This window comes from Marinobacter sp. E2 (genome assembly GCF_055755345.1).
Window position 1 is genome coordinate 2,649,272 of record NZ_CM146911.1, and the last position, 26,577, is coordinate 2,675,848.

Genomic DNA, 26,577 nt, shown 5'->3' on the forward strand with positions numbered 1-26,577 from the left:
CTGTTAGACCGGGTTGTCACAGTCGATAAACTTGTGAGTCACTCCAAACTCTTCTGCTAATGCCCTGCCGAGCGCCTGGACACCATAACGCTCTGTCGCATGATGGCCAGCAGCGTAGTAGTGGATACCGCACTCCCTGGCGGTATGGGTCGTCGGTTCGGAGATCTCGCCGCTGATGTAAGCATCCAGTCCGGCATCCAGAGCGTTATTGATGAACCCCTGGGCCGCGCCGGTGCACCACCCTACTCGCTTGATCATCGATGGGCCCTCGCCCACCCACAGCGGTTCGCGATGGAGCTGTTCGGCGATGTGCCGACCGAATGCCTCCGGCGACATAGGTTCTGCCAGTTCGCCTTCCCATACCAGACCGCCCAGCGGTCGCGCATTCCGGATATCCAGAACGTCGGCCAGTTGGCGGTTGTTGCCATACTCCGGGTGGTCGTCCAGCGGCAGGTGGTAGGCCACCAGATTGATGTCGTTATCCAGAAGCTGCTTCAGGCGCTCGCGCTTCATGCCCTGAATGCGCTGATCCTCGCCTTTCCAGAAATAGCCGTGGTGCACCAGAATCATGTCGGCGTTCGCGTCAATGGCGGCTTCGATGAGAGCTTTGGAGGCAGTTACTCCGGAGATGATGGTTTTTACGTCGGATTTGCCCTCTACTTGCAGTCCGTTGGGGCAGTAATCCTGGAAGTTCTCCGGTTGGAGCCATTCGTTGATTTTTCGAAGGATATCGTTTCGATTCGCCATAAAACGTCGCTCCCGACTAATTCTGAGATGTGTGACGAGGAAGGTAGGCGTCCCTTTCCGGGAATGTCGGCGGCCATGGATGGCCGACGTCAAGCCCACATGGGCGAAGCAAGCGTTTTAGAAGCGAAGCTTCGCGCGCCGCGTAGCGACAGCAATCTGTGATTGCTGGCTGGACCCGCTTGCGGGTGCTCGTAGCGTTTCCCGGAAAGGGGTGCCTCCCTCCCTCAGCCCCATGCCTAAAAGGCTAGAGCGATTCCAGACCAGAAATCAAAGCGTCGTTCTGATCCGCAGTACCTATAGTGATTCGCAAAAATTCACTAATACGAGGTTTATTGAAGTGCCGAACGATAATGCCCTGCTCCCGAAGGCCTCGAGCCAAAGCCTCGCCGGACTGCTCTTTGTGCCGGGCAAATATGAAATTCGCCTTGGACGGTAATACCTCAAACCCCAGATTTTCGAGGGCGGCAGTCACCCGCTCACGCTCGGAAATCACGCCCTCGCAGCACTTGCGGAACCAGGCCTCGTCTTCATAAGCGGCCTTGGCGCCGGCCAGCGCCAGGCGATCCAGCGGGTAGCTGTTGAAACTGTTCTTGACTCGATTCAGGGCCTCAATCAGATCCGGGTGCCCAACAGCGAAGCCAACTCGCAGGCCGGCCAGAGAGCGGGCCTTGGAGAGCGTCTGGGAGACCAGCAGATTCGGGTGCTTGTCCACCAGGGTAATGGCCGTTTCACCGCCAAAATCGATGTAGGCCTCGTCGACCACCACCACGCGATCCGGGTTGGCCGCCAGAATCTCTTCAACGTGCTCCAACCCCAGATACCGGCCGGTAGGCGCATTCGGGTTGGGGAAGATCACGCCCCCATTGGGCTGTGTGAAGTCCGCCGGATTGATTTCGAAGCTGTCGGTGAGTGCCACCACCTTGCTCGGAATTCCATAGAGGCCGCAGTACACCGGGTAGAAGCTGTAGGTGATGTCTGGAAACAGAATCGGCTCGCCGTGCTGGAACAGGCCGTAGAAGATGTGCGCCAGCACTTCGTCCGAACCGTTGCCCAGGAAGATCTGGTTTGGTTGAACGCCGTGGTAAGCCGCTACGGTCTGGCGCAGGCTTTCGCCTTCCGGGTCCGGATAGAGGCGCAGGCTGTCATTCAGTTCGGCCTGGATGGCTTCGATGACCTTTGGGGATGGGCCAAACGGGTTTTCGTTGGTGTTCAGCTTCACCAGATTGGCCATCTTGGGCTGCTCGCCCGGGACGTATGGAACCAGGTCTTTGACTAGGGGGCTCCAGAACTTGCTCATGTTTTGCTCCGAGTTGACGGCAGCTGGGAGAGGCTTTGCCCGGGAAACGCTACGAGCACATCCATGTGCGCTTGGCGCCGGCCATCCATGGCCGACGACATTCCCGGGCAAAGCCTCTCCCACCTGCCTGCGTAGATCAGAGATACAGTCCGTAGGTCGGCTTAGACAAAGTCGTAATCCGACAACCGCCGCTAGCCTTTAACGCGATACTCCGCCGACCGGGCGTGGGCCGTTAACCCCTCGCCTCTCGCCAGAACCGACGCCACGCGCCCCATCCGATCCGCACCCGCGGCGCTGAAGCCGATGATGGAGGACCGCTTCTGGAAGTCGTAAACGCCCAGTGGCGAGGAGAACCGGGCCGTGCCGCTGGTGGGCAGCACGTGGTTCGGGCCAGCACAGTAGTCACCCAGGGCTTCGGCGGTGTAGCGACCCATGAAGATGGCGCCGGCGTGGCGGATGTCCTCGAGCAGGGCCTCAGGATTTTCCACGGAAAGCTCCAGGTGCTCGGGGGCAATCCGGTTGGAGACGGCGGCCGCTTCTTTCATGTCGGCCACCTGGATCAGTGCAGCCCGGTCGGTCATGGAGGTGCGGATGATGTCCGCACGCTCCATGGTCGGCAGCAGTTTGTTGATGCTCGCTTCCACCGCATCCAGGAACGCCGCGTCCGGGCTGATCAGGATGGACTGGGCCTGTTCGTCGTGTTCGGCCTGGGAGAACAGGTCCATGGCGATCCAGTCCGGGTCGGTCTTGCCGTCGCAGATCACCAGGATCTCGGAGGGGCCGGCGATCATGTCGATGCCGACCACGCCAAAGACTTCCCGCTTGGCAGTAGCCACGAAGATGTTGCCCGGGCCCACGATCTTGTCGACCGCCGGGATGGTCTCGGTACCGTAGGCCAGCGCGGCAACCGCCTGGGCGCCACCCACGGTGAATACCCGGTCAACGCCGGCGATACCGGCCGCGGCCAGTACCATGTCGTTCACCACACCATCCGGTGTGGGCACCACCATGATGACTTCGCTCACACCAGCCACTTTCGCCGGAATGGCGTTCATCAATACCGAGGAGGGGTACGCCGCCTTGCCGCCGGGCACGTACAGACCGGCGCGATCCAGCGGCGTTACCTTCTGGCCCAGCACCGTGCCGTCCTGGTCCTCGTACTGCCAGGAAGTCTGGTTCTGCCGTTCGTGATAGTTACGAATCCGCTCGGCCGCTTTTTCAAGCGCCACCCGCTGGTCCTGGCGAATGGTCTCCAGCGCCTGCTGTAACCGGGCCTGATCCTTTTCCAGCTCGGCCACGGAGCCGACCTTCAGGCGGTCGAACTTCTCGGTAAATTCCAGAACCGCCTGATCACCCCGGGTTTTCACTTCATGCAGGATATGACGCACCGACTCGTTCACCTGATGATCAACGCTGTCGTCCCAGGCCAGCAGTCTGGCCAGGGCGCGGTCGAAGTCACTTTGTGAGGCGTTCAGTCGTTTGATGCTTACGGTCATATCTCTCATCCTGTAAACAGGGCTCTATTGCGGCTCTCGTCGTTTTTCAACGGCTGCCGACATCTTTTCGATTATGGGGTTAATCCGGGCGTGTTTCATCTTCATGGACGCGCGATTAACCACCAGCCTGCTGCTGATGTGCTCAATCAGCTCCCGGGCCTCCAGACCGTTGGCCTTGAGGGTGTTACCGGTGTCCACGATGTCGACGATTTCATCCGCCAGCCCGAGGATCGGTGCCAGCTCCATCGCGCCATACAGCTTGATGATGTCCGCCTGGCGGCCCTGGGCCGAATAATAACGACGAGCCAGGTTCACGAATTTGGTCGCCACCTTGATACGACCGGCAGGCGGGGTCTGGTTCTTCGGCCCGGCGGTCATCAACCGGCACCGGGAGATGTTGAGATCCAGCGGCTCGTAAAGTCCCTCGCCACCATGCTCCATCAGAACATCCTTGCCGGTCACGCCCAGGTCGGCGCCACCGTACTGAACGTAGGTGGGTACGTCCGTGGCGCGCAGGATCAGCACCCTCACCTGAGGATCGGTGGTCGGGAACACCAGCTTGCGGGATTTCTTGACGTCGTCGACCAGCTCGATGCCCGCCTCTGCCAGCAACGGCAGGGTTTCCTCCAGGATTCGTCCCTTCGACAAGGCGATGGTGATGGAATCTGTCATCAGTTCTTCCGGTTTCCCTGTAATGTCTGGTTGGGTGCCTCAGGCCGGCAGTCGGCGGATGCTGGCGCCCAGCAGCTGAAGCTTCTCTTCAATGCACTCGTAACCACGGTCAATGTGGTAGATGCGATCGACGATGGTGTCGCCGTCGGCCACCAGGCCGGCAATCACCAGGCTGGCTGACGCCCGCAGGTCAGTGGCCATCACCGGTGCACCGGTCAGGTGGCCCACACCCTTGATGATGGCGGCGTTGCCTTCCAGGGTGATGTCGGCGCCCATGCGGATCAGTTCCTGCAGATGCATGAAGCGGTTCTCGAACACCGTCTCGACAATGGTTCCGGAGCCTTCCGCCACCGCATTCATGGCGGCGAACTGGGCCTGCATGTCGGTCGGGAACGCCGGATACGGGGCCGTACGCAGGCTCACTGCTTTCGGGCGGTTGCCCTTCATGTCCAGCTCGATCCAGTCGGCACCTGTACTGATGTGTGCGCCGGCTTCCTCCAGCTTGAGCAGAACCGCTTCCAGCAGGTCCTCGCGGGTATCCTTGAGCTTGACCCGGCCGCCAGTAGCGGCGGCAGCCACCAGATAGGTACCGGTTTCAACACGGTCCGGCAGCACGTTGTAGTGGCAGCCGTGCAGCCGCTCAACGCCGTTGATCTCGATGGTGGCGGTGCCGTGGCCCTTGATGTCGGCGCCCATGGCAATCAGGCACTCTGCCAGATCCACCACTTCCGGCTCACGGGCAGCGTTTTCGAGAATGGTTTTACCACCAGCGAGGGCCGCGGCCATCATCAGGTTCTCGGTGCCGGTAACGGTGACCGTGTCCAGGAAGATGTGGGCGCCCTTGAGGCGACCGTTGGTCTTCGCCTTGATGTAGCCGTTCTCAACCTTGATATCCGCGCCCATCATTTCCAGGCCGTGGATGTGCAGGTTCACTGGCCGGCTGCCGATGGCACAGCCACCGGGAAGGGACACTTCCGCCTCACCGAAGTGCGCGACCAGTGGACCCAGCACCAGAATGGAGGCGCGCATGGTTTTCACCAGCTCGTAGGGCGCGTGGAAATGCTTGATGGTGTTGGCGTGGATCTCCACGCTCATTTTCTCATCAATCATCAGCTCCACGCCCATGCGGCCGAGCAGCTCGATCATGGTGGTGATGTCGTTCAGGTGCGGCAGGTTACCGACGGTCACCGGCTCGTCCGCGAGCAGGGTTGCTGCCAGGATTGGCAGCGCGGCGTTCTTGGCACCGGAAATCCGGATTTCACCATCCAGGGGCTTGCGGCCCCTGATCAGAAGTTTGTCCACAATGAATATCCTGTCTTGTTCGGGCGTTTCAGCCCTGGCGATCTGCCCATTCGGCCGGCGTGAAGGCGCGCGGGTGAAGTGCGTGGATTGTGCCATCCATTACCTGCTGGAACAGCGCCTTGTTGATCAGCTGCTGGCGCTTGATGGTGGATAGCCCTTCAAACACATCGCCCACAACAACAACCAGATAATGGGTACCGTCAACCTGTACCTGCACGTCGCAGTCAGGAAAGGATTCCTTGACCAGCTCGGTGACTTGGTTGGCATCCATAGAAAAACCTCGGGTGTTTGGAAATCAGGGGCGAGATTGTAACCAATTACGGCGCCCGGGTCAGCTTTACCATGCAGTAATGCGGGGCGTCGAAACCCTGAGCTTTCAGTGAGTGGGGATCTCGGATCCCGGTGCAAAACCGGGCAACTCATCTTCCAGATTACTGAGGGCGGCCAGTGACGCCAGCCTGTCGCTGACACCACGGAAAGACAGCTCGATATTCCGCCCTGCCGCCAGCCGGCGCCAACACAGCAGTAGCGACAGAACGACGCTGTGGGCGTTTTCCAGAGCCTCCAGGTCTATCGTCAGCGCCCGGGAGCAACTGGCAATGAGCGCTTCACCCTGCCTGCGCAGGGCGACAACGCTGTCGAAGTCCACATAGCCCGAGACCACCAGAACACCGTCTGACAGCCGGGCCAGCGGCGCGGACTGGCTCATGATTTGTCCACTTCCTGCTCCAGGTTGAGGGACTGGACAGCGTCGCTCCAGCCGTCGATCACCGCCTGGATCCTGCCGCGGTTCTCTTCCATTTCCTGACTGAAACGGTCGCGGAAGGCCAGACCAATGTTCACGCCCTCAACGATCACGTTCTCCATCATCCACTGGCCGCTGTCGGTCTTGTACATGGAATAGGTCACCGGGTAGCGGTTACCCGACGCGGTGACCACTTCCATCTGCACGGAGGCCCGGCCGCTGTCCTGAGGGTTGATGGTGGCATCCTGCACGTTGATCTCGAATTCCTCGGCGCTGACAAGCGCCTGGGCGTAACTGTCAAACAGGCTGCGCTTGAACTTGACCACGAACTCGTCGCGCTGCTCGGGAGTCGTCTGCCGCGCGTACCGGCCCATCACCCGGGCGGCAATCCGCCGGAAATCAACAAAATCCGACAGCGCCTCGTCCATTTTCCGGTAAAAGGCTTCCGGATCCTTTTCGTACAGACCGCGCTCACGATTGAGCTTGTCCACCAGACTCTGGGTGTTGGTATCCACATATTCGCGCAGGTCTTCGGCTTCGCCGGCGTGGGCGGCCGATGCCAGGAACAGGGCCAACACCAGGCCCAGCAGCGTGTGGATTCTGAAAACAAACATCCCGATCTCCTGTGTAGTCTTTTCCGGCCGGTATCAACGACCCGATGCGAAGTTACTGATCAGCCGCTCAAGGTTCATGGCCGACTGGGTTGAGTAGAAGGTGTCGCCCTCTTTGAGAGACTCCATATCCGCGCCAATGGAGATATCAATGTACTGCTCCCCCAGCAGGCCGGATGTACGTATAACTGCGGAACTGTCGGCGGGAATGTTATCCACGTTCGAATCGATGGACATGGTCACCCGGGCCTGAAAGGTATCCTTGTCGAGGGCGATGGACTCGATGGTGCCCACCGTGACACCCGCCATGGACACCCTGCCGCGCGGCGTCAGGCCGCCGGTGTCGTTGAAGTTGGCGTAAATGGTATAGGTGTCACCGGCAGACTTGGGTGACAGCCCACTTACCTGTAACGCCAGGAACAGCAGCGCCGCACAGCCTGCAATCATGAACAGGCCAACAATGATTTCAGTGGTTCTCTGTGCCATTTCCGGCTCCGTTGAAATCCCGTTATCGATGGTTTCAGAAATCGCCAAACATCACGGCGGTCAAAACAAAATCCAGCCCCAGAACAGCCAGCGAGGAGTACACCACGGTCTTGGTAGTCGCTGAACTGATGCCTGCAGAGGTCGGAACACAATCATACCCCTGATACACCGCAATCCAGGCACACACAAAGCCGAAAACGATGCTCTTGATTACGCCATTGAGGACATCGTCCACGAAATCGACCGAGGACTGCATGTTGCCCCAGAAGGACCCCTCGAACACGCCCAGCCAGTCGACACCCACGAGCATGCCGCCCCAGATGCCAACCATCGAAAAGATGACGGCCAGCACCGGCATGGCAATAAATCCGGCCCACAGGCGCGGTGCAATTACCCGACGCAACGGATCCACACCCATCATTTCCATACTGGACAATTGTTCGGTGGCTTTCATCAGCCCAATCTCGGCGGTCAACGCGGAACCAGCCCTTCCGGCAAACAGCAGCGCGGTCACCACCGGGCCCAGTTCCCGGACCAGAGTGAGGGCAATCATCTGGCCAATGGCAGACTCTGAGCCATAGTCACTGAGAATGGTGTAGCCCTGCAGCCCCAGCACCATGCCGATGAACAGCCCGGACACCACGATAATGGCGAGGGACAACACCCCCACGGCGTAAAGCTGACGTACCAGCAACGGGAACCCGGTGGCGGGCTTGGGCACACCTCCGAGGACGCCCATAAGGAAACGGCCAGACCGACCGAAGGAGGCGACAATATTCAGCCCGAGGCGACCAAGGGCGGCAACTCTGTCGATCACACACCACCCCCGGAGAGACCGAAGTCCCGGCCCGCATCATCGGCGGGATAATGGAAGGGGACGGGCCCGTCCGGCTGCCCCTGGAGGAACTGCTGGACCTGTTCAGAAGGGTGTTCCCGCAACTGCTCGGGCGTTCCCTCACCGATCACCTTGCCGTCGGAGATGATGCAGGCGTAGTGGCAGATGCTCAGGGATTCGGGCACATCGTGGGACACCAGCACACTGGTGAGACCCATGGAGCTGTTCAGATCGCGAATCAGCTTCACCAGCACACCCATGGCAATGGGATCCTGGCCGGCGAAAGGCTCGTCGTACATGATCAGTTCCGGGTCCAGGGCGATACTGCGGGCGAGCGCGACCCGGCGGGTCATCCCGCCGGACAGTTCCGAGGGCATCAGATGACGAGCTCCGCGCAGGCCAACCGCCTCGAGCTTCATCAGGACTATGTCACGAATCATGTCTTCCGGCAGCCGGGTGTGAACTCGCAGCGGAAAGGCCACGTTCTCGAACACAGAAAGATCCGTGAACAGGGCCCCACTCTGGAACAGCATGCCCATGTTCTCACGCAGGGTATAGAGTGCCTTGCGCTTGAGCCGGGGCACCTCGTGCCCGTCCACCACCACCTGGCCGGAATCCGGCTTGAGTTGCCCGCCAATCAGGCGCAGCAGCGTGGTTTTACCGGTACCACTGGGGCCCATGATGGCGGTGATGCGGCCACGGGGAATGCTCAGCGTTATCCCATCGAAAATACGGCGTCCGGAACGGGAAAAAACGACATCCTTGAGTGTAATGTAAGCCGGCGAATCCATAGTCCTTACCTTTCGAAGTGTGGCTACATTATGCCAAGGAGCCTGCAAGCTCAATCCATGGTGGGGAAATACTACCCGAAATCCACTGACCGCCATGATCAGTTTGACTGATCTTTCGATCACCGGGCATCGTTAGCCGTTGAAAATGATATACTCCGGGAACAATTTTCGATGTCACTTTTCAGCGGCATTTTCCAGAGACGCGACAGCCAGGCCCCAAGCCCGATGACCGACCAGACTGCAACCGACTTTCGTACCTCCGCCCTGCGTGCCATCCGCATTGAGCGGGACGCCATCGACGCACTCGAAGGCCGCATTGGCGAACAGTTCGACCGTGCCTGCGAAGTTATCATGGCCTGCAAGGGCCGGGTTGTGGTTACCGGCATGGGCAAGTCCGGCCACGTTGGCAACAAGATCGCCGCCACCCTGGCCAGCACGGGCACGCCCTCATTTTTTGTGCATCCGGGCGAAGCCAGCCATGGCGACATGGGCATGATCACTCCCCAGGATGTGGTCATTGCGATCTCCAACAGCGGCAACACCAGCGAGGTGGTTACCATCCTGCCACTGATCAAACGCATGGGTGCGCCGCTGATCAGCATGACCGGCAACGCCAATTCGACCCTCGCCCGGGAGGCAGTGGCCAACCTCGATGTGAGCGTGGCGGTGGAAGCCTGCCCGCTGGGCCTGGCGCCCACTTCATCCACCACCGCGACTCTGGTCATGGGCGATGCGCTGGCCGTGGCCCTGCTCGAGGCCCGCGGTTTCAGTGCCGAGGACTTTGCTTTCTCGCACCCCGGCGGCAGCCTGGGCCGAAGGCTTTTGCTGAAAGTCTCCGACATCATGCACTCCGGCGATCGCATTCCGGTGGTCAATGAGAGCACGCCTCTCAGCGGCGCCCTTCTGGAAATCTCCCGCAAGGGCCTCGGCATGACCACCGTGGTGGACGATCAGGGCAAGCTTACCGGGATATTTACGGACGGCGACCTGCGTCGGACGCTTGATCGCTCGGTGGATATTCACAATACCCCCATCCGCGAGGTTATGACCCGGCACGGCAAAACCATCGAGGCCGACCACCTGGCGGCAGAAGCCCTGAACATCATGGAAGAGATGAAGATCAATGCCCTGCCCGTGCTCGATGCAGGCGGCGCCCTCGTGGGAGCAATCAATATGCACGACCTGTTGCGAGCGGGTGTGATCTGATGGCCGGCAGCACCAGAGCCCCGATATCCCACCCGATGATGCCCGAATGGCCCGAGGACCTGCTGGAGAAAGCCCGCAGGATCCGGCTGATTGCCCTGGACGTCGATGGCATCATGAGCGATGGGCGGCTGTATTTCAGTGCCGCCGGCGACGAACTCAAGGCGTTCAACATTCTTGATGGGCTGGGCCTGAAACAGCTGATGGGCGCGGGCATCACCGTGGCAGTCATCACTGGCCGCCAGTCACCACTGACGGAAAAGCGGATGCGCGACCTCGGCATCCGGCACCTGATGCAGGGCCGTGAAGACAAGAAAGTGGCGCTGCAGGAGCTGGTGAGCACCATGCACATCACCCCCGACGCCATCGCCTATATGGGCGACGACCTGCCGGACCTGCCGGCGCTGAGGTTCGCCGGCCTCGGTCTTACGGTGCCCAACGGCTACTGGCTGGTGAAACAGCATGCTGATTACTGTACCCGGACCAACGGCGGTGCCGGGGCCGTACGCGAAGCCTGCGATCTCATCCTGGCCGCCCAGGGCAAGCTCGACGCCGCACTGGAACCCTATCTGGAGCCGCAGCCATGAACGGGTTTGCCGATCGGCCCTGGCTGAGAATGCTGGCGTTGGGCGGCACGGTTGTGGCGGCAATTTTCCTGCTCTGGCGCAGTGACGAAGCGCCGGTTGTCGACCAGGAAGCGGCCGCGTTGCGGGGCGATGCCGAGCCCGACGGCTTTGTGGTCAACGGCAACTACCGGTCGTTTGATGAAACCGGGAACCTCGAGATCCGGTTTGCCAGCCCGCGGATAGAGCAGTTTGAAGAAAACAACCTGGCGACCATGGATTCGCCGCGCGCGGAACTCTACGGCGATGCCGACACCCAGCCCTGGATTGTGGAAGCGGATCGGGGCCGGCTGATACAGAACCAGGAACTGGTGCATCTCACCGGCAACGTGCAGGTGCTGCGCAGCGTAAGTGGGCGGGACACCACACTGACAACCCGGACCCTGACCCTCGATAATAACGAAGGCGTGGTGTTCACCGACGCGCCAGTGGAGATCCGGGATGTCACCGGCATCACCACCGCCGTTGGCATGAAGGCATGGATAGACGAGCGCATTCTGGAACTGAACTCCCAGGTGGAAGGATATTATGACACCGGAAACTAATGTACGTCGGCGCCTGGCGGCCGCGCTGGTATCACTGGCGATCATGGCCCCCGCTGCCGCCTTCGACCTCAACTCCGACACGCCGATCAAGGTAACGGCCGATAACGCGCGCCTGGACGATGCCAAGGGCATCGCAACCTACACCGGCGATGTCGAGCTGGAACAGGGCCAGACCCGACTCGATGCCGAGCGGGTGGTTCTGTACCGGGATGCCAACGGGCTCAGCCGGATCGAAGCCTCCGGCGAACCGGCCAGGTACCGCCAGCCAGCCCGCGACGGCAAGGGCGAGACCGACGCACGGGCCCTGAACATCACCTGGTCTGCGACCGACCAGCGCATCACCTTTGAACGGGAGGCCATCATTGAACAGAATGGCAACCTGTTCCGGGGCAACATCATTCATTACGATACCCAGGACCGCGTGGTCACTGCCGAAGGTGGCACTGACACTGGTTCCGGACCGGGCCGGGTCGAAATGGTCATACAGCCACGCAGTACCGACAGCCGCACTGAGTAAACAGGATTCCGATGGCAGTTCTGAGAGCCAGCAACCTGGCAAAAAGCTACAAGCAGAAGAAGGTGGTCATTGACGTTTCCCTGGAAATCCGCAGTGGGGAAATTGTCGGACTCCTCGGCCCTAACGGAGCGGGAAAAACCACCTGCTTCTACATGATCGTCGGGCTGGTTCCGGCCGACCGGGGCCGCATCACCATCGACAGCCGCGACATCACGCCCCTGCCGATGCACGGTCGCGCCCGCAAGGGCATTGGCTATCTGCCCCAGGAAGCCTCGGTGTTCCGCAAGCTGTCGGTTCGCGACAACATCATGGCCATCCTGGAAACCCGCCGGGGCATGGGCCGCGCCGAGCGGGAGCAGAAACTGGAGGAGCTGCTGGAAGAATTTCACATCACCCACATCCGCGACAGCGTCGGCATGGCGCTGTCGGGTGGCGAACGGCGCCGGGTCGAAATAGCCCGGGCTCTGGCCATGGAGCCAGCGTTCATTCTGCTGGACGAACCCTTCGCGGGCGTCGATCCGATTTCGGTCAGCGACATCAAGCACATCATTCGCCACCTGCGTGACAAGGGCATCGGGGTTCTGATCACCGACCACAACGTGCGTGAGACCCTCGATATCTGCGAGAATGCCTATATCGTTTCCGGCGGCCACATTATTGCCTCCGGCAACGCCGATGCCATCCTGGCCAATCAACAGGTTAAGGAAGTGTATCTGGGCGACGAATTCAGGCTGTGATACGAAGTGCGGATTGTTTTGATGACCTGCAGCAAGTAAACTCGGCAAAGAACTTGCTAGGGTAAATATAACCCAAGGCAAGTGACCGGCATATAACGACTTTTTTACTGGCTAAGGCACGAAGCGCTGATGAGTGACGGATCCTGAACCATGGTTATGAAAGCCTCTTTACAGTTAAAGCTGGGTCAGAGCCTGACCATGACGCCCCAGCTGCAACAGGCGATCCGGCTCCTACAGCTTTCCACCCTGGACCTTCAGCAGGAAATCCAGCAGGCGCTGGAATCCAACCCGATGCTGGAAACCTCCGAGGACGATGACCACCCTGACGCCTCCTCCGAGGGCCCGGAATCGGGCGAATCCGAATCCTCCGAACACACCGCCGAATCCCCGACCGAAACCCAGACCGACTGGGACGAAAGCGAGAACGGCCCGGACTGGGCGTCGGAAAACGACATCCCCGACAACATCCCCGATGATCTGCCGGTAGACACCGCCTGGGACGACATTTACCAGTCCGCGCCTGCGCCGGCGGCCCGTAACGACGACGAAAACGACCACGACTTCGAGACCCGCAACTCACCGACCGAAACCCTGCAGGATCACCTGGAATGGCAACTGAACCTCACGCCCATGAGCGAGCGGGACCAGGCCATTGCTCACGCCCTGATGGATGCGGTAGATGAACGCGGCTACCTGACCAGCTCCCTGGAAGACATTCACGCCGGCCTGCTGGATGAGGCTGAGGAAGACCCCCTTGAACTGGATGAAGTGGAAGCGGTGCTGCACCGCCTGCAGCACTTCGACCCACCAGGCGTCTTCGCCCGGGACCTTCAGGAGTGCCTGCTCATCCAGCTCAACCAGTTACCGCCGGAAACCCCATGGCTGGCACAGGCCCGGCTGGTGATCACGCACTACATCAATCTGCTGGGCAATCGTGATTACGCCCAGCTGCTGCGACGCAGCCGACTGAAGGAAGACCAGCTGCGGGAAGTGCTGGCCCTGATTACCGGTTTGAACCCGCGCCCGGGCGATGTCATTGACCGCGCCGAGCCGGACTACGTGATTCCGGACGTGATTGTGCGCAAGCACAACGGCCGCTGGCGGGTGGAACTGAATCCGGAAATTGCCCCGCGCATTCGGGTAAATGCGAGCTATGCTTCACTTATAAGGCGTGCAGACAGCAGCGCCGACAACACCTATCTGCGGGACCAGCTGCAGGAGGCGAAGTGGTTTATCAAGAGCCTGCAAAGCCGGAACGAAACACTGCTGAAGGTGGCCACGCGCATTGTCGAGCACCAGCAGGGGTTCCTGGACCACGGGGAGGAGGCCATGAAGCCTCTGATACTCTCGGACATTGCCCAGGCGGTGGAGATGCACGAATCCACGATCTCGCGGGTCACCACCCAGAAGTACATGCACACCCCACGGGGCATTTTCGAACTGAAGTATTTCTTCTCCAGCCACGTAAGCACCGACGAGGGCGGAGAATGCTCCTCAACGGCAATCCGGGCCATGATCAAGAAATTGATTGCTGCGGAGACGCCCAAAAAGCCGTTGAGCGACAGTAAAATTGCAGCCATGCTAGGAGAACAGGGAATCAAGGTTGCGCGACGCACCGTTGCCAAATACCGGGAGGCGATGCACATTCCGCCTTCCAACGAGCGCAAGCGGCTGGTCTGATCCCCTTAATGGGAGCGGCACGCAACACGGTATTCGCCGGCGCCGAGGGCGCCAGCACACAGACCGGCTCTCCGGAGCCGGCACGATGACAACAGGAGACGCCTATGCAACTCAATATTTCAGGCCATCACGTAGAACTGACTCCCGCACTCAAGGATTACGTTTCAGAGAAGTTCGAGAAGCTCGAGCGTCACTTTGACCACATCAGCAACTGCCAGGTGACCCTGGAAGTGGAAAAGGTACGCCAGATCGCGGAAGCCACGCTGCACGTGGTTGGTGGTGAGATTCACGCAAAGGCGGAAAACGAGGACATGTACGCGGCCATTGATGCCCTGATCGACAAGCTGGACCGCCAGATCCTCAAGCACAAGGAAAAGAATGTAGACCGGATGCACGGAAACGGCTCTCGTTAACCGGCCGTTATCGTGTAAGTCACACAAACGAGCTGCGACACGAACGACGTGTCGCAGCCTTTTTTTTAACGGAAACCCAGTCGATCCATGAGCGACACATCCCTGACCATAGACAACATTCTTGCGCCGGAGCTGACCCTTTGCCGGGTTGCGGCCTCCAGCAAGAAACGGGCCCTGGAGTTTATTGCCGAGCAGATAAACCAGCAGGACAACACGCTCAGCGAAACCCAGATTTTCAACAATCTGATTGCACGTGAGCGCCTGGGCAGCACCGGCATTGGCCAGGGTATTGCCATCCCGCACTGTCGGCTTGAAGGCCTGGATCACGTGGTGGGCGTGCTGATGACCCTGGAGGAAAGCGTCGACTTCGACGCCATTGATAACCAGCCGGTCGACCTGATTTTTGCGCTGATTGTGCCCAAGGAGGCCACCAGCGAGCACCTGGAACTGCTCAGCCAACTGGCCGAAAAGTTCAATGAGCGGTCGTTCTGTGACCGACTCCGGCAGTGCCAGGATGCCCGGACGCTATACGAACGCATGACCGTTACAGGCGGATGAGAGCTACCACAGCAGAGGACGTTTGGGCATGAAGCTGATCATCGTCAGTGGCAGATCCGGCTCGGGCAAGAGTACGGCACTTCATGTGCTTGAGGACCTTGGCTTCTACTGCATCGACAACCTTCCCATCGGTCTACTGTTTCCGCTTACCCGGGAGGCGGCAGGCCAGGCCAGTCCGGGCCGGCTGGGCAAGATGGCGGTGAGCATAGACGCCCGCAACCTGTCGGGAGAACTGGCGAATTTCGAGGACATCTACCGCAGCCTTCAGGGTACCGGCGTTACCGTGGAAATCATATTTCTGGACGCCGACGAACAGTCCCTGCTGCAGCGCTTCCACGCCACACGCCGCAAACACCCGCTGAGCGACGACAAAACCTCGCTGCGGGAAGCCATCAGCAGCGAGAAAACACTGCTGGAGCCACTGTCCAAGCTGTCAGACCTCTACATCAACACCACCGGCATGTCCATGTACGAACTGCGGGACATGGTCAAGCAACGGGTGGTGGGTCGCAAGGATCAGGAACTGGCTCTGCTGTTCCAGTCCTTTGGTTTCAAGCACGGGGTTCCCCTGGATTCGGACTACGTTTTTGATGTCCGTTGCCTGCCCAACCCCTACTGGGACACCAGCCTGCGCAAGTACGTAGGCACCGACCAGCCGGTTATTGATTTCCTCGAACGGGAGCCGTCCTCACGGAAAATGATCGAAGACCTGACCACATTCCTGGATAGCTGGCTGCCATCCTTCGCCGACAGCAATCGCAGCTATATGACCATCTCCATTGGCTGCACCGGCGGCCAGCACCGGTCGGTCTACATGTGTGAGCAGTTGGGCGCCTATTTCCGGCAGAAATACAGCAATGTGCAGGTGCGGCACACGGAGCTGCCACACCTCCAGGCAAGGGAAGAGATCTGACCCAGCCATGATTCGTCGCCCCATTACCATCATCAACAAACTTGGCCTGCACGCTCGCGCCACTGCAAAGCTCGTTGCCACGGCGTCCGGGTTCGACAGCAGTGTGCGCATCAGTGGCAAGGGCCGGGACGTGGATGCCAAGAACATCATGCAGGTGATGATGCTGGCTGCCAGCCAGGGCACCGAAGTGGAGATCATTGCCGAGGGCCCCGACGAAGAGCAGGCGGTCGAGGCCCTGGCCGACCTGATCAACGACTATTTCGGCGAGGGCGAATAAGTCGACTGCCGTACGGCATTCACCTACAACTCATCCTCACCGACAGCGCCTAACTCCGCTATAATGCAGGCGTTTTCTGACGCCGGGTGACTCATGACCGATATTCTGGAAAAAAGCCAGGCCCGCCAGCGCCTTCGCTCCCTGAGTGAAGCACTGGACAGTGGTGCGCTCAAGCAGGTTGCCCGCATCCTGAATGGCGGCCTGAGCCCCAGTGATATTGCCCACCTGCTCGAGTCCTCGCCACCCCGACAGCGTGCCCTGCTCTGGAATCTGGTCGACAAGCAGCTCGAGGGGGAAGTTCTCCAGTATCTGAGCGACGATATCCGGGGTTACTTCCTGAGCCAGCTGAATGCCCAGGAGCTGGCGGACATCATCGAGGACTTCGAGTCGGACGACCTGGCCGACTTGCTGCAACAGCTGCCGGATACGGTGATTCAGGAAGTCCTGGACACCATGGACGAACAGGATCGCCAGCGGGTCGAGGAGGTTCTCTCCTACCCCGAGGACACCGCCGGCGGTCTGATGAACACGGACACCATTACGGTGCGTCCGGACATCAGCATTGACGTGGTGCTGCGTTATCTGCGCCGGCACCGGACCCTGCCCCCGATGACCGACAGCCTGATTGTGGTGAGCCGGCGGGATGAGTTCATTGGCATGCTGCCCATCACCAAGATGCTGGTCTCCAACCCGGCCGCCACCGTGCGCGAGGTCATGGATACCGACATCGAGCCCATTCCCGTGAGCCTGTCCGACACCAAGGTAGCCACCCTGTTTGAACGCTACGATCTGATCTCGGCGCCGGTGGTGAACGAGGAAGGCCGGCTGCTGGGCCGCATCACCATCGATGACGTGGTGGACGTTATCCGGGAAGACGCCGACCACTCCCTGATGAGCATGGCGGGCCTGGACGAGGATGAAGACACCTTCGCGCCGGTATGGAAAACATCCCGGCGGCGGGCGGTCTGGCTGGGCATCAACCTGATTACCGCCCTCACCGCTTCGGCGGTGATCGGCCTGTTCGAAGAAACCATTGCCAAGGTGGTTGCACTCGCCGTGCTCATGCCCATTGTCGCCAGCATGGGTGGCATCGCCGGCAGCCAGACGCTTACCCTGGTCATCCGGGGCATGGCCGTAGGCCAGATCAGCGGTGCCAATGTGGGCTGGCTGCTGAACCGTGAGTTTCTGTCTGGCATCCTGAACGGCTTGCTCTGGGCGGCCGTGGTCGCCGGGGCCGCCATGCTCTGGTTCCAGGACATGCTGATTGGCGCCATTATCGCCGCCGCGCTGGTTATTAATCTCGTGGCGGCAGCACTCGTGGGTACCGTGCTACCACTGTTCCTGAAGTCACGGAACATCGACCCGGCGCTGGCGGGAAGCGTGATTCTCACCACCGTGACCGACGTGGTCGGGTTCATGGCCTTTCTTGGCCTCGCCACGATTTTCTATGCTTAAGCGGATGCCGGATTTATGAAAGACCATCAAGACAACGACACGCCCGAATACGACGGCCCCAGCAAATCCCAGCTCAAACGGGAGATGCACGCGCTGCAGGACCTGGGCAAACGCATGCTGGATCTGAGCAATGACCAGCTGGCCACCCTGCCCATCAGCGACACCCTCCGGGCGGCCATCGAAGAGTCCCGGCGCATCCGTCAGAACGAAGCCAGGCGTCGGCATCTCCAGTACATTGGCAAGGTGATCCGTCAGGAAGACGATCCGGAGGCGCTTGCCACAGCCATCGACGCCTTCGATGCAGGGAGTGAAGAGCACACCCGGCGCCACCACCTCGCCGAGCGTTGGCGTGACCGGATCATCGCAGAGGGGGATTCGGTGGTCGGGGAGTTTTTCAACTATTGCCCGAGCGCCGATCTGCAGCACCTGCGTAATCTCGCGCGCAATGCCCGCAAGGACGTGGAGAAGCAGAAGAACACCGGCCAGTCCCGAAAACTGTTCCGGTATCTGCGCGAGTGCATCGACGATGCCGAGGCGCTCAGCTGAGTCGCCGATGCTCCCACACCGGCATGCGGGTGCGCAGGTTCTCGACCTGAGCTGTGTCCAGCTCCGCAGACACCACGCCCGGTCCTTCACCAATTTCCGCAACGACCCGGCCCCAGGGATCACAGATCAGACTGTGGCCATAGGTGCGCCGGCGACTGCTGTTCTGGCCGCCCTGCCCCGGCGCCACAACCCACACCTGATTTTCGATGGCCCGGGCCCGGATCAACGGGTGCCAGTGCGCATCGCCAGTCTGCCAGGTGAACGCGCTCGGCAGGCAAATCCAGTCCACCCCCTTGGCCCTGAGTGCCCGGAACAGCTCCGGGAATCGCAGGTCGTAACAGATGGCAAGCCCCAGCTTGCCAGCCGGGGTATCAACCGTTACCACTTGATCGCCCGGCTCGAAGGTGTCTGATTCCCGGTACTGGCCATGGGCGTCCTCCACCATGGCGTCGAACAGGTGAATCTTGTCGTATCGGGCAACCTCCGTGCCCTGATCATCGAATACCAGACAGGTGGCCCGCACCCGGTCGGCAATGTCCGAGCCATCAGGTCGCTGCGCCAATGGCATGGAGCCGCCGACAATCCAGAGCCCCAGTGAGCGGGCCTGCTGCGCCAGAAAAGCGCGAATCTGTGGGTCTGGCCCCGCCTCCCGACGGCCACAATCCGGCATCTGGCGGGTTGCCAGAATCGCAAAATTCTCCGGCAGTACCGCCACCGAGGCACCCTGGGCCGCCGCCTCAGCCAGCAAACGCCGTGCGTCATCGAGGTTGGCGTCTATGTCATGGGTACTGACCATCTGGATGGCCGCAACTCGATTGGCGACAGTTTCAGTCATGACAGCCTCCTTCATTAGCCGCCGGTATCAAATACCCGCTGCAGGTCCACTTCCGGCGCCTCCCAGGTGCCCGTAACGCTGTAGGTTGCGCTGGTCAGCCTGCTCAGAGGATCGCCCAGAATCTTGTCGAGTACAAACAGGGCACCGCCAATCGGCGCGCCCGCGCCCATCAGCAGAGCTGCCAACGGCAGGTTCTGGGTGAGCGGCAGCACGACCACCAGGCGCATATCCAGCTCTTCGCTGGCCATGTCGGTGCTGCCACTGAGTTTGAAGGCCCCGGAAGGCCCCACAACCTGCAGTTCCGGATCCATGGTCATCAGGCCGTTAATGATCTGCGCCTTGCCCGATATGGCGTCGAATGCGACGCCGCGCTCATAAAGATCGGAGAAATCGAGCTTCAGGCGCCGCCAGAGGGTGTCGGAGTTCAGGAGGTTGAACACCCGGAACAGCTGGGCGGTGTTGTTGCTCTCAAGAATCACCCCCTGGTCCAGTCGCAGGCTGACTGATCCGCTGAGATCCGGTACCGCAATCTGGTCTGGTCGCCCTGGCCAGTCGAGATCCAGTTCTATGGTGGTGGACTCGTTGTTTACCGGAATCTCGGCGTCCAGCAGGTCGTTCAGATCGGCCAGCGCACCACCGGAAATTGATCCGGAGAAGCGGCTGGTTTCCCTGTCTCCAATGATGCTCCAGGTCATATTACCGAGCAGCGTCAGGGAGTTCAGGCGCCCCTCGATGTCGCTCACTTCCAGGCGGTAGGGCTCTGGGCGGAGGCTGAAAGCCCACTGCCCGAGGGATTCCTCATCCATTTGCAGATTGGCGATGGTAACGTCGATATCTGGCCAGCTTCCCATATCCAGCTTGCGGAAAGCACGCAGCTGCTCTTCCAGCGTCAGCACCTCCCGGGGCTCCGGGGCTGTGTTTGGGCCCCGTACCAGACTCAGCATTTCAAAATCCGCGATCACCGGATCCTCGCTTTCGGGGAAAACCAGGCGGCCACGGGCCCTTGGCGATTGCGTGGCCACCACCCAACGGTCGCCCAGATCGAGCGCATTGATCTCGATGTCCCTCAGGATTTCCGCTCCCAGGTGAAGGCGGTCCAGACTCAGATCGAACCCGGAATCGGTCCAGAGCAGATCAAACGCCGCGCGGTTTTCCCATTCCCCGGCAATGCCGATGCCGCCCTGCGCCGATGGGTTGATGGTGGCCTGCAACGGTGCTATTTCCCCGGGCTGCTTGGACAGGGGCTCCGGCCAGTCCACCGCCAGCCCTTCCAGCGTTGAGCGCACGCGGATCCCGGAACTGGATTCAGCCCCCACTTCCAGTTCGGCGGTGTAGGGCAAAGTTCCCTTCAGGCCAAAGCCGGTATCGCCGGAAAGACCGGCACGGGCGAGTACACCGGGCATCGGCAGAACACCCGACTGGCGAATGGTCAGGGCATCGCCGCTCCGGGCGCGGCTGAAGGAAATAGCAACCGGATCGCCGAAAAACGCGGCGTTCAGAGGGCCACCAGAGAAGCCGCGTTCACTGTGATAAGCAAGCTTGCCGCGTATCTTCTGCCACTTCAGGCCAGCGGCGGCATAGGAGACCGAACCGTCAGACGCCTCAATCCGGGCGTCCACGACAGGTGGCCTGTCGGTGTCCAGCGGCAAATCAACCCCCAGATCGAGCGCATACTGGCCGGCGAAGTCGAGTTTTCGCACCTCGGTACCTGCCATCTCGCCCAGCGGGCTCTGCCTGAGCCAGAAATCCACGGCTTCACCGGGCACCGAGGCCGACGCGTCTACCCGGATACGGGTCTGTCCGCTCTCGGGAATCACCCGAACCTGGCTTGGCTTGAGGGTAAGGCCGCCGGTAGATCCCGCCTCAAGCTCAACCAGTGTATCGCCATTGTGGACATAGACCTGTCCGCTCGCCCCCGTAACTTCCGGCCAATCCTCCTGGTAGCGTACCGAGGCCGCTTCAAACCGGTAGGCCATCGATGATACGAACGACCCCGGAGGCGCGTCTGACCCGATCTGGCCGTGACCGTAATAGGTGCCTGAGGTGATGTTCGCCTCTGAAATGGCGGTGGTCAGCCATTCGTAAAGGCCCGGACTGACGATCCGGGCGGGCACAAAGTCGGCCAGCATCCCGGCCTCGCCATTCTGTACGCCGACCTTCAGCCCAAGATTGTCTTCGCCCTGCTGGTCCATCCTCAGCTCAAACGCACCATCCAGACGGGTGTCCTCGCTGTACAACATGCGGATACCGTCCGAATACACGCGGGTAATATCACCTTCTAGGGACCAGCCCACCTCACCCTCAAAGGCCCGGAACGACCAGGGGCCCTGGAACAGCTGGGGAAACACCAGGGAGACCGGCCCCTCACCCGCCGCCACCCGGACCCGTCCACCGTAGCGATCCATCACCAGATCGCCCTGTAACCCGTTGACTCCAGGCGCGCCTCCGTAGGCCCTCGCCCGTACGTCCCGCAGGTGGCCAGAGAGCCGGAAACGGGCGGGTGCCTGATCGGGCAGGTGTAGCTCGAGGTCATCGAGAAAGCCGCCGGGACGGTAGTTTCTGAGCGCCCGGGTGGCAATGTCGGGCAGGATCGGCAGGGCGGCCACCAGACGGCGGGTCGGCGCGAGGGGAAAGGCGTCGGCGATGACCGTGATACCGCCATCGGAGGGTGCCAGGCGCAGGCTGAAAGGAGTCACCTCGTCACCGTCCCATCGCCATTGCAATTGCTTGAGATGCCACTCGCCCGGAACAAGGCCGGACGCCTCAGCCGGCGATTGATCGGTCAACGCATCGTCATGGCGACGCCAGCCAAACTGTGCCCGGATATCCTCCAGCGGGGCCAAGGACTGCTGCCCCACGCCCAGCTGCAGGTATGGCGTCTGGACCGAGCCGGTCACCTGCTGCAACTGACCGCCCCGGAACGTCAGCCAGGCCTCGCCGCCCAGATCAAACCCCTCCACCCGCAAGGATCGCCACTGATACTCATCAACGAGACCATCGAACAGCCGACCGGAAGCCACATCCAGATAGATCTGGCCGGTAAAATCGCCCCGGAAAAAATGCTGGCCCACGAGGGCAAAGCTGGCGAGCTGCTGCGTGGTTCCGGATTGCAGGGCCCGACCGGACGCGTGGAACAGCCCGCGTCGGTAATCCAGGTCCAGCTGGGGAATGTCCAGGTGTCTCAGGTTGCCCTGGTTATCGCGGATCCCAAGGCTGACCCGGGTAATCTTCACGTAGGGGTCCGACAGCCAGTTGCCGGCCAGCTCCAGCCACTCCTGCAACTGATTGCTGACCGGCTCAGGGAACTCGGCGCCGCGTACGGCCACTTCACCGGAGCGCTCCTGGTTGATCGTCAGCTCCAGTCCGTCAGCCTCGAAATCCTCGAAGACAATTCGCATGCGCAGGAGCGAGGCCAAGGCATCAAAGCGGATGTTCAGATACTGCAGATCGGCCACCGGAATGCCGGTTTCCGGATGACTGACACGTATATCTGTTGCGGTGAAGGCGGGGTCCAGCCAGTACCAGCGGGAAGAAATGGCGCCAATGTTGACTTCATGGCCCAGCTGGCGGGAGAGTTCCATGGCCAGGTCGTCCCGGAACTGATCAATGTTCTGGGTCAGTTGGCGGCCCAGCCCGGCATAGAGGGCAAGCAGGACCAACAGGAACAGCAGCAGCCACCACACCAGGCTCGCCAGGCGTGCCAACAGGCGCACCGGCGGACTTTCCGGAAGATTATCCGAATAGGGCGGCTGTTGATCGGCGGAGGACATCAGTGCGCCTCAACCTCACCTGGCCAGCCGGTCAGGCGCCCCGGAATCAGAGCAGGACCACATCGTACTGCTCCTGACTGTAAAAGGGCTCTACCTGGAACCGGATGGTCTTGCTGATGAAAGTCTCCAGGTCCGCCACGTTGTCGGATTCTTCGTCCAGCAGGCGATCCACCACGCTCTGGGAAGCCATTACCAGGTAGCTTTCGGCATCATAGGCACGGTTCACCCGAAGGATTTCCCGGAAAATCTCGTAGCAGACGGTCTCTGTGGTCTTCAGGAAGCCCCGGCCATCGCAGACCGGGCAAGGCTCGCACAATACCTGCCCCAGGCTCTCGGTGGTCCGCTTGCGGGTCATTTCCACCAGACCAAGTTCGGAAACGCCGGTAATCTTGGTTTTGGCGTGGTCCCGCTCCAGCATTTTCTCCAGCATGCGGTGCACCTGGCGCTGGTGCTCCGAGTCTTCCATGTCGATGAAGTCGATGATGATGATACCGCCGAGGTTTCTCAGACGAAGCTGTCGGCTGATGGCCCTGGCCGCTTCCAGATTGGTCTTGAAGATGGTTTCCTCAAGATTTCGGTGGCCCACGAACGCGCCCGTGTTGATATCAATCGTCGTCATGGCCTCGGTCTGGTCGATGATGACATAACCGCCGGACTTGAGCTGCACCTTGCGACTCAGGGCTTTCTGGATCTCGTCTTCCACCGAGTAAAGATCAAAAATCGGGCGCTCGCCCGGGTAGTATTCGACCTTGTCGGCGAATTCGGTGACAAACTCCTGAACAAACTCCATCACCCGCTGGTGGCTCTCGCGGCTGTCGATTCGAATTTTCTCTGTCTGGGGTCGAATCAGGTCGCGAATGGTGCGGATAAACAGGGGCAGGTCCTGGTACACCACCGAGGGTGCCTGGACTCTGGCGATGCGCTCCTTTATCGAGACGCTCAGCCGGTGCAGGTACTTCATGTCACCAATGAGGTCTTCTGGTGAGGCAGCCTCCGCCGCGGTGCGGATGATGTAACCGCCCTGAACCTCCGGATCCTCCGCCGCAGCCTCTTCAACCAGCGTCTTGAGCCGGGCACGTTCGTTTTCATCCTCGATGCGCTGGGAAATGCCCACATGGCTGACCCCTGGCATGAAAACCAGGTACCGGGACGGTATCGACAGCTGAGTGGTCAGGCGCGCGCCCTTGGTGCCGATGGGGTCTTTGGTAACCTGAACGACCAGGGACTGGCCCTCGCGCAGGAGGCTGCGGATATCGGGTACGGTTTTCGGGGCATCGGTGGCCTCATCGCCATTGGACTGGCTCGGAACCACATCGGAGGCGTGGATGAACGCCGCCCGCTCCAGACCAATATCGACGAACGCCGCTTCCATCCCCGGAAGCACACGTACCACCTTGCCTTTGTAGATATTCCCGACAATGCCCTTGCGGCTGGTACGCTCGATGTAGGCTTCCTGCAGCATACCGTTTTCCACCAGCGCCACGCGGGTTTCCACAGGGGTAACGTTTATCAGAATCTCTTCACTCATGAGCCAGAACTCTCCAGACTGCTCGGCCAGTTTTTCCACACCGGGTAACCGGCGTCTTCCAGCAAGGCGGCTGTTTCCTGCAGAGGCAGACCAACCACCGAACTGTAGCTACCCCGGAGTTCATTGATAAAAATACCACCAAGCCCCTGAATCCCATAACCGCCGGCCTTGTCCATGGGCTCGCCGGTGGCGATGTAGGCGTCAATTTCGGCGGCAGACAGTTCCCGAAAACACACCTCAGTGATCACCAGGCGGCATTGGCTGCGCCCGTTTCGCGCCAGGGCAACGGCCGTCATGACCTGATGGGTGGCGCCGGAGAGCCGGCCAAGCATGGCCCTGGCGTCGTTCGCATCGGCGGGCTTACCCAGAATTCGGCCATCCAGCACCACCGTGGTATCGGAGCCCAGCACCAGACAATCCGGCTCCGATGCGGACACTGCCAGTGCCTTATCCATGGCCAGCCGCTGCACGTACTGCTCGGGCGGCTCGCCGTTTTTCGGTGTTTCGTCCACGTCGGCCGGCTGAACCGAGAATGCCAGACCGATTTGTTCAAGCAGCACGACCCGGCGAGGTGAGGCCGAGGCCAGTATGATCGAAGGCATGACTAACCCAGCTTGCGGTTGATGTTGTCCAGGAGCACGCAGAACACCGGCCAGACTACGGCACTGGTCAGGGCCGGCCAGAGGTAGCTGAAGCCCGCGTCTTCGGCGCCGAGCAACTGTTTCACAAAGTGCACCAACATCTGGTTGATGCCGAGCAGGAGGAAGACCATGAGACATTGCTGTGGCATGGGGTACATGCGCAGGCGCTGGTGAATGGTCAGCACCAGAAATGCGATCAACGCCATGGCCATGGCATTGACGCCCAGAGGCGTCGCCTCAAGCACATCGAGCAACAGCCCCAGGCACCAGGCCAGCAGGATACCGAACTGCGCCGGTGCCCGGAACGTCCAGTAGAACACCACCAGCCCCAACCACTCCGGGCGGAACTCGAACCAGCCCACGGGGAACAGGGAAATACTGAACACCAGGGCCACAATGACCGAAAGCACGAACACCGGATAACTGATTACCGACAGCATCAGCCCTGCCCTCCCTCGTTGGTCGCGCCAGTGCCGGCTTCTTCCTCGCCGGAAGCCGGAGCGTCGTCGCCCGCAGACTCAATGTCCGTGCCGACACCTTCCGGTGGAAACACCACCAGCACCAGGCGGCTTTGATTGAGCTGAGCCTTGGGCGTGGCTTCAATGGAGACAAAGGGCTCGCCCGGTTCCTTGGTGATCCGGCTCACTTCCGCAACCGGATAGCCCCTTGGGAATCGGCCACCCAGGCCAGAGCTGACCAGCAGGTCGCCCTCGCGAATGTCCGCGGTATCCGGCACGTGAACCAGATCCAGGGTGTCGGTGTCGCCGGTGCCAAGAAGGATGGCGCGCAAACCGTTTCGCACCACCTCCACGGGCACGGCATGGCTGCTGTCAGAGACCAGAAGCACGCGGGAGGTAATCTGACTGCTCTGAACCACCTGCCCCATCAGGCCATGGGCATCGAGAATGGCCTGGCCGGGCGCGACGCCGTCACTGCGGCCTTTGTTGATAATCACTTCGTGGGAAAACGGATCCGGAGAGACACCAACAACCTCACCAACAATCACCCGGTCGTCGAGCACTTCGGAGGAATTCATCAGCCGGCGCAGTTCGTTGTTCTCAGACGCCAGGGCGGCGTATTTCAGGGCACGGCGCTCCAGAATCAGCAGGCGGGCCCGCAGATCGTCATTTTCTTCCTGGAGGTCCTGTTTGTTCTCGAACAGGCCGGCGAACCAGTCGGTGAACTCGTAAGGCGCATTGCCAAGCCAGTACACGGGTGCCAGCCCCGTGGCAATGGTGCTGCGCACGGTTGAGAGCTTGTCGAAACGCGCATCGGCAACCACGAGGGCTGCCGATACGAGAACAACAAGAAGGAGTCTGAAACCGGGAACAGGCCCCTGGACAAAGATGGTTTT

At 60.7% G+C, this 26,577-nt stretch carries 29 protein-coding genes; 12 read left to right on the plus strand and 17 right to left on the minus strand.

What is annotated here, in order from left to right:
• Positions 1-3: 3 nt before the first annotated feature.
• The 11 genes from AC0J1C_RS12055 to AC0J1C_RS12105 form a co-directional block, all read right to left on the minus strand.
• Positions 4-747 carry a Nif3-like dinuclear metal center hexameric protein gene (locus tag AC0J1C_RS12055; protein WP_473044101.1) on the minus strand — a complete coding sequence of 248 codons (744 nt, stop codon included), beginning with the start codon at positions 745-747 and terminating at the stop codon, positions 4-6.
• 244 nt (positions 748-991) lie between these two features.
• On the minus strand, positions 992-2,044 hold the full coding sequence (gene hisC, locus AC0J1C_RS12060) for a histidinol-phosphate transaminase (RefSeq protein WP_473044103.1): 1,053 nt from the start codon (positions 2,042-2,044) through the stop codon (positions 992-994).
• 191 nt (positions 2,045-2,235) lie between these two features.
• Entirely contained in the window at positions 2,236-3,540 is a 1,305-nt protein-coding gene (gene hisD / locus AC0J1C_RS12065; RefSeq protein WP_473044105.1) for a histidinol dehydrogenase, read from the minus strand.
• Positions 3,541-3,564: 24 nt separating this feature from the next.
• Complete coding sequence (hisG, locus tag AC0J1C_RS12070; RefSeq protein ID WP_091986646.1) at positions 3,565-4,212, minus strand: ATP phosphoribosyltransferase; 648 nt, start codon at positions 4,210-4,212, stop codon at positions 3,565-3,567.
• 39 nt (positions 4,213-4,251) lie between these two features.
• The gene (murA, locus tag AC0J1C_RS12075) at positions 4,252-5,514 is read right to left on the minus strand and encodes a UDP-N-acetylglucosamine 1-carboxyvinyltransferase (RefSeq protein ID WP_473044106.1); all 1,263 of its coding nucleotides are present in this window, start codon (positions 5,512-5,514) and stop codon (positions 4,252-4,254) included.
• Between the two features lie 28 nt (positions 5,515-5,542).
• Positions 5,543-5,785, minus strand: a complete 243-nt coding sequence (locus AC0J1C_RS12080; protein WP_091986651.1) for a BolA family protein — start codon at positions 5,783-5,785, stop codon at positions 5,543-5,545.
• Between the two features lie 105 nt (positions 5,786-5,890).
• Positions 5,891-6,223 (minus strand): STAS domain-containing protein, encoded by a 333-nt coding sequence (locus AC0J1C_RS12085; protein ID WP_473044107.1) that lies wholly within the window; start codon positions 6,221-6,223, stop codon positions 5,891-5,893.
• The gene (locus tag AC0J1C_RS12090; protein ID WP_473044108.1) at positions 6,220-6,873 is read right to left on the minus strand and encodes an MlaC/ttg2D family ABC transporter substrate-binding protein; all 654 of its coding nucleotides are present in this window, start codon (positions 6,871-6,873) and stop codon (positions 6,220-6,222) included. The genes AC0J1C_RS12085 and AC0J1C_RS12090 overlap by 4 nt, the downstream gene beginning before the upstream one ends.
• Positions 6,874-6,906: 33 nt before the next feature.
• The gene (gene mlaD / locus AC0J1C_RS12095; RefSeq protein ID WP_473044109.1) at positions 6,907-7,356 is read right to left on the minus strand and encodes an outer membrane lipid asymmetry maintenance protein MlaD; all 450 of its coding nucleotides are present in this window, start codon (positions 7,354-7,356) and stop codon (positions 6,907-6,909) included.
• Positions 7,357-7,390: 34 nt separating this feature from the next.
• Positions 7,391-8,173, minus strand: a complete 783-nt coding sequence (gene mlaE, locus AC0J1C_RS12100) for a lipid asymmetry maintenance ABC transporter permease subunit MlaE (protein ID WP_473044111.1) — start codon at positions 8,171-8,173, stop codon at positions 7,391-7,393.
• On the minus strand, positions 8,170-8,982 hold the full coding sequence (locus tag AC0J1C_RS12105; RefSeq protein ID WP_375191657.1) for an ATP-binding cassette domain-containing protein: 813 nt from the start codon (positions 8,980-8,982) through the stop codon (positions 8,170-8,172). Before AC0J1C_RS12105 ends, mlaE begins: the two co-directional genes overlap by 4 nt.
• Positions 8,983-9,366: 384 nt before the next feature.
• Between AC0J1C_RS12105 and AC0J1C_RS12110 the strand changes: the two genes are divergently transcribed.
• From AC0J1C_RS12110 to yjgA, 12 genes are all read left to right on the plus strand, one after another.
• Positions 9,367-10,188: a KpsF/GutQ family sugar-phosphate isomerase gene (locus tag AC0J1C_RS12110; protein WP_473046543.1), complete on the plus strand. Its 822-nt coding sequence runs from the start codon at positions 9,367-9,369 to the stop codon at positions 10,186-10,188.
• Entirely contained in the window at positions 10,188-10,772 is a 585-nt protein-coding gene (gene kdsC, locus AC0J1C_RS12115; protein WP_473044112.1) for a 3-deoxy-manno-octulosonate-8-phosphatase KdsC, read from the plus strand. The genes AC0J1C_RS12110 and kdsC overlap by 1 nt, the downstream gene beginning before the upstream one ends.
• Positions 10,769-11,353 (plus strand): LPS export ABC transporter periplasmic protein LptC, encoded by a 585-nt coding sequence (lptC, locus tag AC0J1C_RS12120; protein WP_473044113.1) that lies wholly within the window; start codon positions 10,769-10,771, stop codon positions 11,351-11,353. Before kdsC ends, lptC begins: the two co-directional genes overlap by 4 nt.
• Complete coding sequence (gene lptA, locus AC0J1C_RS12125) at positions 11,337-11,870, plus strand: lipopolysaccharide transport periplasmic protein LptA (RefSeq protein ID WP_473044114.1); 534 nt, start codon at positions 11,337-11,339, stop codon at positions 11,868-11,870. The genes lptC and lptA overlap by 17 nt, the downstream gene beginning before the upstream one ends.
• Before the next feature lie 11 nt (positions 11,871-11,881).
• Positions 11,882-12,607 (plus strand): LPS export ABC transporter ATP-binding protein, encoded by a 726-nt coding sequence (lptB, locus tag AC0J1C_RS12130; RefSeq protein ID WP_473044115.1) that lies wholly within the window; start codon positions 11,882-11,884, stop codon positions 12,605-12,607.
• Between the two features lie 150 nt (positions 12,608-12,757).
• Positions 12,758-14,287 carry an RNA polymerase factor sigma-54 gene (locus AC0J1C_RS12135; protein ID WP_375191651.1) on the plus strand — a complete coding sequence of 510 codons (1,530 nt, stop codon included), beginning with the start codon at positions 12,758-12,760 and terminating at the stop codon, positions 14,285-14,287.
• 104 nt (positions 14,288-14,391) lie between these two features.
• The gene (hpf, locus tag AC0J1C_RS12140) at positions 14,392-14,700 is read left to right on the plus strand and encodes a ribosome hibernation promoting factor (protein WP_008170154.1); all 309 of its coding nucleotides are present in this window, start codon (positions 14,392-14,394) and stop codon (positions 14,698-14,700) included.
• 87 nt (positions 14,701-14,787) lie between these two features.
• Positions 14,788-15,258: a PTS IIA-like nitrogen regulatory protein PtsN gene (gene ptsN / locus AC0J1C_RS12145; protein ID WP_375191650.1), complete on the plus strand. Its 471-nt coding sequence runs from the start codon at positions 14,788-14,790 to the stop codon at positions 15,256-15,258.
• A gap of 28 nt (positions 15,259-15,286) precedes the next feature.
• Positions 15,287-16,171 (plus strand): RNase adapter RapZ, encoded by an 885-nt coding sequence (gene rapZ, locus AC0J1C_RS12150; protein WP_473044116.1) that lies wholly within the window; start codon positions 15,287-15,289, stop codon positions 16,169-16,171.
• A 7-nt stretch (positions 16,172-16,178) separates the two neighbouring features.
• Positions 16,179-16,448, plus strand: a complete 270-nt coding sequence (locus tag AC0J1C_RS12155) for an HPr family phosphocarrier protein (RefSeq protein WP_473044117.1) — start codon at positions 16,179-16,181, stop codon at positions 16,446-16,448.
• A 93-nt stretch (positions 16,449-16,541) separates the two neighbouring features.
• On the plus strand, positions 16,542-17,903 hold the full coding sequence (gene mgtE, locus AC0J1C_RS12160) for a magnesium transporter (protein WP_375191648.1): 1,362 nt from the start codon (positions 16,542-16,544) through the stop codon (positions 17,901-17,903).
• Between the two features lie 15 nt (positions 17,904-17,918).
• Positions 17,919-18,449, plus strand: coding sequence for a ribosome biogenesis factor YjgA (gene yjgA, locus AC0J1C_RS12165; protein ID WP_473044118.1), 531 nt, complete (start codon positions 17,919-17,921; stop codon positions 18,447-18,449).
• On the opposite strand, the gene AC0J1C_RS12170 is transcribed toward yjgA, so the two are convergent.
• Genes AC0J1C_RS12170 through mreC form a run of 6 tightly spaced genes read right to left on the minus strand, consistent with a single transcriptional unit; the run spans position 18,442 to position 26,571 of the window.
• Positions 18,442-19,284, minus strand: a complete 843-nt coding sequence (locus tag AC0J1C_RS12170) for a carbon-nitrogen hydrolase family protein (RefSeq protein ID WP_473044120.1) — start codon at positions 19,282-19,284, stop codon at positions 18,442-18,444. The two genes, yjgA and AC0J1C_RS12170, sit on opposite strands and share 8 nt — an antisense overlap.
• A 14-nt stretch (positions 19,285-19,298) precedes the next feature.
• On the minus strand, positions 19,299-23,054 hold the full coding sequence (locus AC0J1C_RS12175; RefSeq protein ID WP_473044122.1) for a YhdP family phospholipid transporter: 3,756 nt from the start codon (positions 23,052-23,054) through the stop codon (positions 19,299-19,301).
• A 46-nt stretch (positions 23,055-23,100) separates the two neighbouring features.
• On the minus strand, positions 23,101-24,582 hold the full coding sequence (gene rng, locus AC0J1C_RS12180; protein WP_375191644.1) for a ribonuclease G: 1,482 nt from the start codon (positions 24,580-24,582) through the stop codon (positions 23,101-23,103).
• Entirely contained in the window at positions 24,579-25,184 is a 606-nt protein-coding gene (locus tag AC0J1C_RS12185; protein WP_473044123.1) for a Maf family protein, read from the minus strand. Before AC0J1C_RS12185 ends, rng begins: the two co-directional genes overlap by 4 nt.
• Before the next feature lie 2 nt (positions 25,185-25,186).
• Positions 25,187-25,663: a rod shape-determining protein MreD gene (gene mreD / locus AC0J1C_RS12190; protein WP_375191642.1), complete on the minus strand. Its 477-nt coding sequence runs from the start codon at positions 25,661-25,663 to the stop codon at positions 25,187-25,189.
• Positions 25,663-26,571, minus strand: coding sequence for a rod shape-determining protein MreC (gene mreC, locus AC0J1C_RS12195; RefSeq protein ID WP_473046544.1), 909 nt, complete (start codon positions 26,569-26,571; stop codon positions 25,663-25,665). Before mreC ends, mreD begins: the two co-directional genes overlap by 1 nt.
• Positions 26,572-26,577 lie beyond the last annotated feature (6 nt).